Source organism: Kitasatospora nipponensis (assembly GCF_039528135.1).
In the GTDB taxonomy this organism is placed as follows: Bacteria; Actinomycetota; Actinomycetes; order Streptomycetales; family Streptomycetaceae; genus Kitasatospora; species Kitasatospora nipponensis.
This window is the reverse complement of the sequence record NZ_BAAALF010000236.1, coordinates 1-10,855: the sequence shown is the minus strand read 5'-3', so window position 1 is coordinate 10,855 and position 10,855 is coordinate 1. Positions and strand designations below refer to the sequence as shown.

Genomic DNA, 10,855 nt, shown 5'->3' with positions numbered 1-10,855 from the left:
CCAGCTGGGGGCAGCGACCAAATTGGTCGCTGCCGATGGCCGGTGCTCTTCGGCCGTCCGGCCGCGCCGGCCCTGTTCCTGCTCCGGTTCGCAATGCGGTCCACGAGCTCCAAGGGGGTCCAGCCAAGGTACGTGCGGGGCCATGACGTGATCTTGGTCTGACCCGGTGCGGGCCCGGGATCACTGGCCGACCTCTTCGTACTCGTCAGCGTCGAGGTCGGTGCGCTGGGCGACCAAGCGCTCGCGCAGCGCGGCCTCCTCCGGGGTGAGCAAATCGCCGGGCCGGCGGATCCGCACTCGCACCGGGCGCTGGGATAGGTCATCGTCGGCCGGTGCGTCGGGCGCGGTCTGCTCGGCTTCAGCGAGTGCCCGGTAGACGGAGGCGACCGAGGGGTGCTTGCCAGCGTTCTTGCCGGTCTTGATCTCCAGCTTCCTGGCGATCTCGGGGACGGGCACGCCCTTGTCCTTGAGCGCGATGGCGAAGGTGAGCATGTTGTCGTCGATGACCTTCGGCCGGCCGCCGTGGTTGCCCTTGGCAGCGGCGGTGACCTGGCCCTCCAGGGTCTTCTCCCGGATGTAGTTGCGGTCGAGCTGGGCGGCGACGGCCAGCACCGCGAAGAACATCGCGCCGAAGCCGTTGGGGTCGTAGATGCCGGTCATCGGGCCGGTGAGGAGTTCGAGCAGGATGCCGGTGGACTCCAGGTCGGCGGACATCTGCATGAGCTCGGCGGCGTTGCGGGCTAGGCGCTTGGACTCGTGGACGGTCAGGATGACCATCTGGTCGGGGGCGGCCTCCTTGAACTGTCGGGCGAGTGCGAGCGCGGCCTCCATCTGGGGGCGGTGCTTGATGCGGGTGCTGATCTTCTCCTGGAAGACCTTCGTACAGCCCGCCGCGCGCAGGGCCGCGAGCTGGGCCTCCAGTTCCTGCTCGGCGGTCGAGCAGCGCGCGTACCCGATCCGGATCGGCGGTGCGGAGTGCTCGGGCGCCGGGGCGAGCACCGGGGCTGGCCGCCGTTGCCACGGCTTGCCCGGGCCACGGTCGGCTGGCACGAGCACCTCCAGGTCCTCGCGGAGCCTGGGCACGAGGATGAACCGGGCGGTGTGGTACTTCGCCGCGGTCTTGCCGCCCATCGTCCGGCACGGACTCCCAGCCGGGACTTCGCACTTCGGGCAATCGTGGCGTTCCACCGCAGATGCGGCCTGATCGAGCGTCAGATCCATGCAGCAAGTCTCTCAGAAGTGTGTTGCAGAACGCCGGAGTTTTGAGAGGTTTTCTGCGAGTGGAGACATGGGCAAACCGGACCCGTTTCAGGGGTCTCGCAGAACTCTCGCAACTGTTCATTCGTGAGAGTTACATATCGTCACGCCTGTCACGTTCGGCTACATGGCACCCTGCCGAAGTCTCGCGAGCGGACCGGCCCCACTCGATCAGCGGATCATCGGCCGCCATCTCCTTCAGCGGAGCATCGGTCCGATGAGCCAGCCTCAATGGCAGCGCTTCCCTGCTCCGGCAACCGACCGGATGTCTCCCGCTGTCACTTCCTGGTTGCGGTCGCAGTCACACCGAAGGTGAGCGCGCCCATCAGTAGCGCGAACGCGAGGGTGATGGCCGCCCACTGTCCGATGGAGTCGACCTGGTTGCCGAGCCCGAGCAGCTGCCAGGCGGTGTCCCGCAGCGCCAGTGAGGCCGGCAGCGCCGACGCGCCTGCGGTGGTCGCGATCCGGGCGGCCCGTCGCGTCCTCGATGCAGGAGGAGACGCGGCGAACCGCAGGGCACTGTTGCAGATCATCGCGAAGGCGAAGGTGCCGCCCGCGAAGACTGCGGTCTCCACGGTGAAGAGCAGTACCCCGGGCCAGCCCTCGCCGGAGGCCAGTCCCGTGGCGACCAGCAGGCCGGCGGCGACGGCGGCCGCGGCGGCGAGCGGGGCGAAGCGCAGGCGCACGAAGCCGAGCACCTTGCCGCGGCCGATCAGCACGGCGAGTGCGCGCCCTGTGCGGGAGCGGGGGTCGGCGAGGAGGTTCGCGAGGGGCACGAGGTCGTCCAGCCAGTCCCCGCTCGTGTCTTCGGCCCCGCGTACCGGCTTCGGCAGCCGCCGGATCGCCCGGCGGTGCAGCAGCAGGCTCTCGACCGTCACCCCGGTGAGCGGCAGCAGGGACGCGATCAGCCAGGGGGTGGTGCCACTGTCCCAGGACGCGCGGTCCGCCCGCGCGGCCACCGCCGCCCAGTCGGTGGCGAGGGTGGCGGCGACGAGCAGCGTGCAGACCAGGGCGGCCCGGAGCACCTGCTCGATCCGGTAGCGCGGCAGCGGCCGGTCGCGGCGGCACAGCAGTGTCCTTGCCCCGCCGAGCGCCCCGAGGAGGGGGACGAAGAACATGGTGAAGGTCACCACCGCGTCGTACGGATCGTCCTGCCAGGGACTGCCCGCCCGCACCACGCGAACCTGTGTCGTCAGGTAGGCGAACAGGGTGAAGGCGGCGGCTCCGGCGGCGGACGTCAGCAGCGCCGCGGCCGCGGCGGGCCGAGCGGGGTGTCCGACCTCCAGCTGATTGATTGTCAAGTCATCGCGCATGACGGCGATAGTACACACCACGTAGTACGCGGCGTGTAGTTCGTAGCACGTAGTATGGTGCTCCGTCAGATCGGAAGGAGCGATATGCAAGCCAACGATGCCCAGACACTGGTGCTCTGCGCGCTGGCCGACCGGCCGCTGCACGGATACGCCATCAACACGGCGATCGAGGAGCTGACTGGGGAGCGACTGGGCCCCGGCAGCCTGTACGGGGCGCTGGCCAGGCTGGAGACGAAGCGGCTGATCGAGCCGCTCGACGGGCAGGGCCGCCAGCGCCCGGTCCAGCTGACGCCCCTCGGCCGCGAGGTCCTGGAACGCGAACTGCGCGCCATGGCCCGCGTCGCGAGCGCGGGACTGCGGCGCCTGGGGGTGCACCCGGCATGAGCGTCGTCACCCGCAGCCTGGTCAGGCTCTACCCGGACGCCTTCCGCGAACGCTGGGGCGCGATGGTGGAGGACGAGGCCCGGGGCGCGGGCTGGAAGTCCTGGCCCAACCTGATCGCGGGCATCGTGGACATGTGGTTGCACCCGGCCCACTGGCCCGCCGACTCCCCGGCACAGCGCCAGCGGCGAGTGGCCACGATGGGCATCACCGTCGCCCTCGCCGCCTGGTTCCTCAGCCACCTGGCCGCCGAACAAGCCGGCCCCCTGCCCGCCGACGGCGTCCGAGAGCAGGTCACGCACGGCTGCACCACCCTGCTGCTGCTCGGCATCGCCCTCGTCGCACCCCGGCCCCGGCCCACACTGCGCGCCGCGATCACGCTGCTGGGCTGGGCGCTCCGCCGCCTCGCCGTACCGACGCTCCTCGGCACCACCGTGGTCGTCCTGGTGCACGGTGGCGTCGACGCGGACGCCTCACCGCCCACCTTGCGCACCGCTGTACTCGCCGCCTGGTGGATCTCCCTCGGCCTCGGCGCGATCCAGATCCCCCGCATCTTCACCGGCGTCGGCGCGGACGCCGTCGTGCCACCTGGCACCGGCCGCCTCCGAGCCGGCGTCTGGACCCTCGCCACCGCCAGCGCCACCGGCGGCGCGACCATCCTCGGCGTCTCGCTCACTGGTGACGGCCTTCACATACTCGGCGCAGGTATCGGTGTGGGCCTGCTGCTGCTGACGGCGGTGTGCGCGGGCACCCTGCGTGACCTGCGCGACCTGCAGTTGGCCTGATAAGTCGAGCGATACCCGCCTGACCAGGGCTCGCCTGAACCGGCTAGCCGCTCCCATCCCACTTTGGACGGTGCTCATGCCCGACTTGCTCCGCTCTCTCTACACCCGTCGCCTGCGCCGTGAGGTCATGGCGGGCCCACTGCCCCGGCACGTCGGGCTGATCATGGACGGCAACCGCCGCTGGGCCCGGCAGATGGGCATGGCCAACCCGAGCCTCGGCCACAAGGTGGGCGCCGAGCACGTCGAGGAGGTGCTCTCCTGGTGCGAGGCCCTGGGGATCGGCCACGTCACGGTCTTCCTGTGCTCGACCGAGAACCTCCGGCGCCGCGACGACACCGAAGTCGCCTACCTGATGCGGCTGATCGAACAGGTGGTCGCCGATCGCCTCACCCGCCCGGACGCCCGCTGGCAGGTCCACCTCGCCGGAATGACCGACGCCCTGCCCGACAGCACCGCCCGCGCCCTCAAGGAAGCCGTCGAGGCCACCCACACCTGCACCACCGGCGCTCACGTCACCCTGGCCGTCGGCTACGGCGGCCGCCAGGAGGTCGTCGACGCCATGCGCGACTTGATGTACGCGCGGGCCGAAGCCGGCGCCGCACTGACCGAGGTCGCTGACGCCCTGACCGTCGACGACATCGCCCCGTACCTCTACACCGCCGGCCAACCCGACCCCGACCTCGTCATCCGCACCAGCGGCGAACAACGGCTCTCCAACTTCCTGCTCTGGCAAAGCGCCTACTCGGAGCTGTACTTCTGCGAGGCCTACTGGCCCGCGTTCCGCGAGGTCGACTTCCTGCGCGCCGTTCGCAGCTTTGCCGTCAGGCAACGGCGCTACGGCGGCTGAGCCGGCCAGAACACCCACCGACCATTCGTCACAGCCACCCCGGGGGAACGATGACCGACCTTTCCACCAACACCGACCCGACCCCGCCCATCTACGACTCGATCGGGACCGGCTACCGGCACACCCGCCGCCCCGACCCCCGGCTGGCCGCGCTCATCAGCCGCGCGCTTGCCGGGGCCCGCACCGTGGTCAATGTGGGCGCGGGCGCCGGCTCCTACGAACCGACGGACTCCGAGGTCACCGCGGTCGACCCGTCCCAGGTCATGCTCGACCAGCACCCCGGCGCCACGAGGGTGCAGGCCTCCGCCGAGAACCTCCCCTTCCCCGACCTGGCGTTTGATGCGGCCATGGCCGTGATGACCGTGCACCACTGGTCCGACCTGGCGCGCGGGCTGCGGGAACTGCGCCGCGTCTCCCGGCGCCAGGTAGTCTTCACCTGGGATCCGGACCACCGCCCGGAGCTGTGGATGATCAGCGACTATCTGCCTCAGATCCGCGAGCTGGAGAACGCCCGGTTCACGCCGCTGTCGACGGTGGCCGACGCGCTCGGCGCGCACACCGTGCTCCCGTTCCCGATCCCGCACGACTTCACCGACGGCTTCCAGATCGCCCACTGGCGCCGCCCCGAACGCTTCCTGAATCCCGTCGTGCGGCAGGCCAGCTCGACCTTCGCCCAACTACCAGCCGACATCGTCGAACCGGCGATCGCAAGACTGCGCGCGGACCTCGACTCCGGCGCCTGGGCACGCCGCCACGCGGACCTGCTCGCCCGCGACAGCGTCGACTACGGCTACCGACTGCTCATCGCCGGCGACGATACGGACTGAGACGGAGACAACAGACTCCCCACTCCGCCTCGTAAGCCTCGTCCAACCAGCCCGCTGCCGCCGGTCGCCTACTGACCCCGGTCTCGTCGGGTGGCACCGGCTCGGCCGGTGCCACCCGTTTCCGCAGCGGCGGGTGCTGATCAGGAAACTGCGGGCCAGGTCGAGCTCGTGGGTGGAGTACTCGCCGAACCGCATGATTTTCTCGGTCAGGTAGGGCGAGACCTCGGCCAGGTCCTCCGGGTTGATTTTGTCGGGTCATGTGAGGGTCTGGCCCAGGTTGTGTGATTGGTGACGCTGGGTGACGAATGCTGGACGTTGGCGGGGTCTGGAGATCGTCTGAAACTGGCCGGTCGGGCTACCCGGGCGGCTGACAGTCGGCGGTTGTGTCGCAATCGTGCTCGTGGCTCGGTGAGTTGCTGTTCCCGTCGCTGCCCCAGGTGGAGGTCGTCGGTGTCGAAGCGTCCGGTGCGGTGGTGCGGATCGCGGCCCGCGTGGCTGTTCCGGGCGCGTCCTGCCCCGACTGCGGGGCATGGTCGGAGCGGGTCCACAGCTCCTACCTGCGCTATCCGTCAGACCTGCCCAGCTGCGGGCGGCCCGTGACTGTTGTCCTGCGGGTGCGCCGGTTCGCCTGCCCGGCCCCCGTGTGCCGACGACGGACGTTCGTCGAACAGGTTGACGGGCTGACACGTCGCCACGGACAGGTCACCGAGCGACAGCGTTCATCGGTCGCCGGACTGGGTCTGGCGCTGGCCGGGCGAGCCGGTGCGCGGATGGCCGCGCTGCTGGGCATCCGCGCCAGCCGCAGCACACTGCTGCGGCGGGTGATGGAGCTGCCCGATCAGACCGTCGGCGCCCCGGTGGCGGTCGGGGTCGACGACTTCGCGCTTCGAAAGGGCCAGACCTACGGGACGGTGATCACGAACGCGGTCACCCACGAGGTCCTGGACCTACTGCCCGAGCGCGACGCGGCCACGCTCGCCCCGTGGCTCGCCGGGCACCCGCAGATCAAGGTGATCGCCCGGGACCGCGCCAGCGCCTACGCCGAGGCGGCCGACCGCGCGGCACCGCAGGCTCAGCAAGTAGCAGAGCGCTACCACCTGTGGGCGAATCTGGTCCGCGCCGTGGAGCGTGTCGTCACCGACCACCGCGCCTGCCTGTGCGTTCCAGAGTCCGAGCCTGAGCTAGAACCCCAGTGGGAGGCCCCGCTGCCCGCCAAGGCCGGCAGTGCCGACGAGGATGAAGGAGATCCGGCCGGGCGCATCGCCGAACGGCGACGCGCCAACCACGCCCTCGCCCATGAGCTCCTGAACAGCGGCATGAGCCAGCGAGCCGTCGCGAAGCACCTGGGCTGGAGCCGAAACACCGTGCGCCGCTATGCCCAGGCCGTTCGGTGGCAGGACCTGATGAAGGGCCCGCAAGCACCCCGCACAGTCAAGCTCGACCCCTACAAGCCGTACATGCTGCGGCGCTGGGAGGAGACCGGCGGCAAGATCAGCGGCATGGCGCTGCTCGGCGAGATCACCGCCCGGGGCTACCGCGGCGGCTACACCCAGCTCGCGGCATGGAAGCAGCGCGAACTGCTCCCGGACGGCCCGCCGCCACCGCGCCCGCCAACGGTCCGCGAAGCCACCGACTGGCTCACCCGCCACCCCGACGGCCTCACCGCGGACGACGCCGTCCGACGCAAGGCCCTCCTGGCCCACTGCCCCGAACTGGACGCCACCGCTCACTTGGTCACCACGTTCGCCGAGATGCTCACCCTCCTCGACGGCGACCGGCTGCCCGACTGGATCGCCGAGGCCAAAGCCGCATCCCTGCCCGGGATCAGCACCTTCGCGAACGGCCTGAACAGAGACTACGCCGCCGTCCACGCCGGACTGACCACGCAGTGGAACTCCGGCCACGTCGAGGGCGCCGTAAACAGGATCAAGATGCTGAAACGACAAATGTTCGGACGCGCCAGCTTCCCACTCCTACGTAAGAGAGTCCTGCTGGCCTCATCACAGTCATGTCGGTGGCCACTGCGATGATCTCCGCACGCCGCAACAAGGAGATCAACATGGGCACCTGGGACATCGGCCCGTTCGAGAACGACATGGCCGCAGACTTCGCAGACGCCCTCGACGAAGTGGCGGAGGACGAGCGGGAGGCCCTCGTTCGAGCCACCCTCGTCCGTACCGTCCAGGCCCAGGAGTACCTTGAAAGCCCTGAGGGAGCGGAGGCCGTTGCCGCTGCCGCCCTCATCGCCGCACAGTGCCCAGGTGGCGAGCCCATCCGAACAATCTACGGCCCAGACGAAGCCGTGCCGACCTTCGCCGCCGATCTTCAGTCACTCGCCGTCGAGGCGCTCGATCGGGTCGTCGCTGACGCATCCGAACTCGCCGAACTCTGGGACGAGACCGTCGATGGTCCCAAGTGGCGGCAAAGCGTCCGCCGCATTCGGGCCGTGCTCGCACCGGAAGCCGTACCCCAGGAAACCCCGCTGTTCGAACTCTGAAGAGATGACACAGCGTCACCGACCACACAACCTGGGCCAGACCCCAAATCAGACCGTTAACGCCACGCGCCTTCTGGGGCGAGCTGCTCGGACTGTCCGAGACCCCCAAGCCACCACCGCTCGCGGCCCGTGGCGGCTGCTGGCTCCAGGGACCCGGCTTTCAGGTGCACCTCGGCGTGGAGCGGGATTTCCGGCCCGCGCTCAGGGCCCATCCCGGCTTCGAGGTGCGCGGGCTACGGGCGTTGGCGGACCGGCTGGCCGACCACGGATATCTCGTCACCTTCAGCGACGAAGTGCCCGGACAGGATCGCCTCCACACCGTCGACCCGTTCGGCAACCGACTCGAATTCCTCGAACCGCACTCCTGAGCAGGTGTTCGATGGGCCGCTCTCGGGTTCTCGTCGGCCAGGGTGTTCGGCGAGCCTTTGCCAGTCTTCAGCTTGAGTTGGCGCCCCCGCTGCCCTGTGTTGGCCTGGCGAGGGCGAATAGGCCCGGCTCGAGAAGAGCACGGCCGCGACCTGCACGTCGACCGACTCCCGCCTCATGGACAGCCGTGAGCGCAACGGGGAGAACGGGGGCGGCAGTCAGGAGCGGTGGCGGGCCCTTGAGGCGGTGGCGGGTGTGGTCCGGACGGTAGCCGGGGCCGGGACCCGGGGAGGCCGGCTTCGGCTGCGGGTCTGAGCGGCGGCGACGCGAGCCGCCGGAGGCAGCGAGGGCGGCGGTGTGGTGGTCGAGGCCGGCGGGTCGGTGGCGGTGCGCCAGCGGGTGCGGACCTCGTCGAGCCGGCCAAGTGCGTGTAGAGCGTGGCCGATGAGCTGACCGGGGGCCAGGGCCTCGTCCTCCGCGGCAGCGCGGATCGCGGTGGCGCTGGTGGCGGCCGTGCGGGTCAGTGAGGAGCGCAGGATCTGTTCGCCGAGGTATTCGGCGGATCCGGCGCCGGCTCCGGTGCAAAGGTCGCGCACAGCGTCGGGGGTGAGGGTGCCGTCGGCAAGGAGTCCGCGTCGTTGGGCTTCCCAGAGCACGGTGACCTCGTCGATCGGCTCGTCCCGGTGGTGGAGTGCCCCGAGGCAGCGGTAGAGCTGGCCGTGGGCGTTTTCGGCGAAGTCGGCGGCCCGTAGCCAGCCGATGACCTCGTCCATCGCACGGGGCTGGTTGGTCAGCACTTCCAGCAGCAGCTGCTCGTCGTGGAGAACCCGCTCGTCGGCCCGCGAAACGGGGGCAGGGGTCTCCGCTGGGGGTCGGGCGGTGGGGCGTGGTTGGGTGCCCCAGCGGCGGGCGAGGTCGCTGAGCACGTCGGACAGGACGTCGGCTTGGCGGATCGCGCCGTCGACCTCGCCTTGGAGGGCGTCGGCGCGGGCGGCCTGGTGCAGGCGTACGGCGTGCTGGGTCACCGTGCGGTGGATCGCGCCCTCCAGCACCATCCGCCCGTACATCGCGGCGTGCCCGGGGAGAGGACATGCCGCGATCAGCGTGTGCGCGTAACTCTGGCTCATGCCTCGGACGTTTCGATTCGCTTCGGCCACCGTGCCGGTCACCCATGCCAGCGGGACGTTGCCCCGGGTGTCCAGTGCGGGCTGCCCGGCGTGGTGCAGGTCGCGCATTGCGGCGAACAACGCCCGGTGGGCAGGCCGGTAGAAGTGGCCGGGTTCGAGCCAGGCCAGCGAGGCGAGTTGAGCCGGGTCGAGCAGGACGGCGCCGAGCACCGCCTGCTCGGCGCGCAGCAGCGGCCTCACTGGCGGCCTCGGTCGGCGCGCAGCTCGGCGACGGCCTGGTTGGCGTCGGCCATCGCCGCTGCGAAGCGGTCCAGTTCGCCGGCGAGGCCTGGGTCGGTGGGCAGGATTGCTCCGCTGTCGGTGAACAGCCACCAGTGGCCGCCGCGACTAACGGCCGGCGAGTCGGCCAGGCGCTTCGAGCGAGGCTCGGGCGAAGAGGGGTGCGGCGAGATCATCGGTACTCCGAAAAGGCGTTGAGGTAGGGGGATTTCAGGCGGTGAGGTCGAAGCCGTCGGGCATCGGGGATCCGGAGCGGCAGGCCCAGGGCGAGCAGCCGTCTGCGTCGCCGTTCTCCAGCTCGGCGTCCGCGATGGCGTCGAAGATGTCGCCCTGGCGGCCGGACCACTCGTGGGCTGTGACCCGGTCGATCGGTGCCTGGTCGAGCGGGCGCCGCGATCGGTGCAGGTACGCCTGGCCGAGCAGCGGAGTGCCCTGCGCTGTGGCCCTCGCGTTGCCCTTGCGGATGGCGTGGTCGAACTCCACGACGTCCTGCCACTCCTCGGGCGAGCCGTCGCGCAGCTGCCTCCACTGGGAGTTGCCGTGGTAGGGACACCCGAGACACGCACTCTTCGGGGTCTCACCGAACCCCCGCGAGCGCAGCAGTCGCAGGCAGTCGGCACGGGAGAAGCCCAGCTCAAGCAGGGGAAAGCGGTTCTTCATGTAGACGACGTCCGCGTCCTTCGCCCGGTGCACCTCGTCCACTGAGATGCCGATCCACTGCTCGACGTACACCCCGGCCGGAATCCGCTGCGGGTACGGGTAGCCCAGCAGCCGGCGGACCTTCTCCTTGATCGGCCGGATCTTGTACTGGCCCGTGCACTGCCTACGTGACATCCCGGCGGTGCCTTGGCTGTTGAGGATGTGCAGCGGCATCGATGCGAACCGTTTGGACGGGTCGAGGGCGTCGTCGCGGATGTTGCCGGAGGACACCCGCAGGATCGGGATGCCGGCGGGCTCGGCGATCTCCCGCTCGATCCGGTCCAGGTGGGTGTAGACGGAGCGGGGCTCCCAGCCCGTGTCCGCGAAGATCGCCACATCCAGGCCGGGGAGATGGCCTTCGGCGGCCAGGAGCAGCAGACAGGTCGACTGGACCCCGGCGCCGAGCGACAGCGAGCGAAGCTGCGGGGCGCTCATGCCGACAGCCCGAAGTCGTCACGGCTGGCGGTCTTGGCGATG

Annotated in this window: 12 protein-coding genes; 7 read left to right on the top strand and 5 right to left on the bottom strand. The window is 70.2% G+C overall.

What is annotated here, in order from left to right; genetic code table 11:
* Positions 1-180 precede the first annotated feature (180 nt).
* Both ABD323_RS36365 and ABD323_RS36360 read right to left on the bottom strand, forming a co-directional pair.
* Positions 181-1,221: a recombinase family protein gene (locus ABD323_RS36365; protein ID WP_425556288.1), complete on the bottom strand. Its 1,041-nt coding sequence runs from the start codon at positions 1,219-1,221 to the stop codon at positions 181-183.
* Positions 1,222-1,535: 314 nt separating this feature from the next.
* Positions 1,536-2,570: a hypothetical protein gene (locus tag ABD323_RS36360; RefSeq protein WP_344446370.1), complete on the bottom strand. Its 1,035-nt coding sequence runs from the start codon at positions 2,568-2,570 to the stop codon at positions 1,536-1,538.
* Between the two features lie 84 nt (positions 2,571-2,654).
* Between ABD323_RS36360 and ABD323_RS36355 the strand changes: the two genes are divergently transcribed.
* The 7 genes from ABD323_RS36355 to ABD323_RS36325 all read left to right on the top strand — a co-directional run bounded on the left by ABD323_RS36355 (position 2,655) and on the right by ABD323_RS36325 (position 8,275).
* Positions 2,655-2,954, top strand: a complete 300-nt coding sequence (locus tag ABD323_RS36355) for a PadR family transcriptional regulator (protein WP_344446369.1) — start codon at positions 2,655-2,657, stop codon at positions 2,952-2,954.
* Entirely contained in the window at positions 2,951-3,736 is a 786-nt protein-coding gene (locus ABD323_RS36350; protein WP_344446368.1) for a hypothetical protein, read from the top strand. Before ABD323_RS36355 ends, ABD323_RS36350 begins: the two co-directional genes overlap by 4 nt.
* Before the next feature lie 76 nt (positions 3,737-3,812).
* The gene (uppS, locus tag ABD323_RS36345; protein ID WP_425556287.1) at positions 3,813-4,583 is read left to right on the top strand and encodes a polyprenyl diphosphate synthase; all 771 of its coding nucleotides are present in this window, start codon (positions 3,813-3,815) and stop codon (positions 4,581-4,583) included.
* Between the two features lie 50 nt (positions 4,584-4,633).
* On the top strand, positions 4,634-5,410 hold the full coding sequence (locus ABD323_RS36340; RefSeq protein WP_344446366.1) for a class I SAM-dependent methyltransferase: 777 nt from the start codon (positions 4,634-4,636) through the stop codon (positions 5,408-5,410).
* A gap of 383 nt (positions 5,411-5,793) precedes the next feature.
* A complete protein-coding gene (locus tag ABD323_RS36335) occupies positions 5,794-7,440 on the top strand; it encodes an ISL3 family transposase (RefSeq protein ID WP_344446365.1) in 1,647 nt (548 codons plus the stop codon).
* Complete coding sequence (locus tag ABD323_RS36330) at positions 7,419-7,907, top strand: DUF4259 domain-containing protein (RefSeq protein WP_344446364.1); 489 nt, start codon at positions 7,419-7,421, stop codon at positions 7,905-7,907. Before ABD323_RS36335 ends, ABD323_RS36330 begins: the two co-directional genes overlap by 22 nt.
* A 164-nt stretch (positions 7,908-8,071) precedes the next feature.
* Positions 8,072-8,275, top strand: a complete 204-nt coding sequence (locus ABD323_RS36325; protein ID WP_344446363.1) for a VOC family protein — start codon at positions 8,072-8,074, stop codon at positions 8,273-8,275.
* A 216-nt stretch (positions 8,276-8,491) separates the two neighbouring features.
* Here the strand turns inward: ABD323_RS36325 and ABD323_RS36320 are convergent, their stop codons facing one another.
* Genes ABD323_RS36320 through ABD323_RS36310 form a run of 3 tightly spaced genes read right to left on the bottom strand, consistent with a single transcriptional unit; the run spans position 8,492 to position 10,813 of the window.
* On the bottom strand, positions 8,492-9,640 hold the full coding sequence (locus ABD323_RS36320) for a DnaB-like helicase N-terminal domain-containing protein (RefSeq protein ID WP_344446362.1): 1,149 nt from the start codon (positions 9,638-9,640) through the stop codon (positions 8,492-8,494).
* Positions 9,637-9,855, bottom strand: coding sequence for a hypothetical protein (locus ABD323_RS36315; protein ID WP_344446361.1), 219 nt, complete (start codon positions 9,853-9,855; stop codon positions 9,637-9,639). Before ABD323_RS36315 ends, ABD323_RS36320 begins: the two co-directional genes overlap by 4 nt.
* A gap of 34 nt (positions 9,856-9,889) precedes the next feature.
* Entirely contained in the window at positions 9,890-10,813 is a 924-nt protein-coding gene (locus ABD323_RS36310; RefSeq protein WP_344446360.1) for a hypothetical protein, read from the bottom strand.
* Positions 10,814-10,855 lie beyond the last annotated feature (42 nt).

What these genes read in the sequence shown, in the direction of transcription:
- ABD323_RS36365 (WP_425556288.1), bottom strand. Translation starts at nt 1,221, where the DNA reads ATGGATCTGACGCTCGATCAGGCCGCATCTGCGGTGGAACGCCACGAT.
- uppS (WP_425556287.1), top strand. Translation starts at nt 3,813, where the DNA reads ATGCCCGACTTGCTCCGCTCTCTCTACACCCGTCGCCTGCGCCGTGAG.
- ABD323_RS36330 (WP_344446364.1), top strand. Translation starts at nt 7,419, where the DNA reads ATGTCGGTGGCCACTGCGATGATCTCCGCACGCCGCAACAAGGAGATC.
- ABD323_RS36360 (WP_344446370.1), bottom strand. Translation starts at nt 2,570, where the DNA reads ATGCGCGATGACTTGACAATCAATCAGCTGGAGGTCGGACACCCCGCT.
- ABD323_RS36310 (WP_344446360.1), bottom strand. Translation starts at nt 10,813, where the DNA reads ATGAGCGCCCCGCAGCTTCGCTCGCTGTCGCTCGGCGCCGGGGTCCAG.
- ABD323_RS36350 (WP_344446368.1), top strand. Translation starts at nt 2,951, where the DNA reads ATGAGCGTCGTCACCCGCAGCCTGGTCAGGCTCTACCCGGACGCCTTC.
- ABD323_RS36315 (WP_344446361.1), bottom strand. Translation starts at nt 9,855, where the DNA reads ATGATCTCGCCGCACCCCTCTTCGCCCGAGCCTCGCTCGAAGCGCCTG.
- ABD323_RS36340 (WP_344446366.1), top strand. Translation starts at nt 4,634, where the DNA reads ATGACCGACCTTTCCACCAACACCGACCCGACCCCGCCCATCTACGAC.
- ABD323_RS36355 (WP_344446369.1), top strand. Translation starts at nt 2,655, where the DNA reads ATGCAAGCCAACGATGCCCAGACACTGGTGCTCTGCGCGCTGGCCGAC.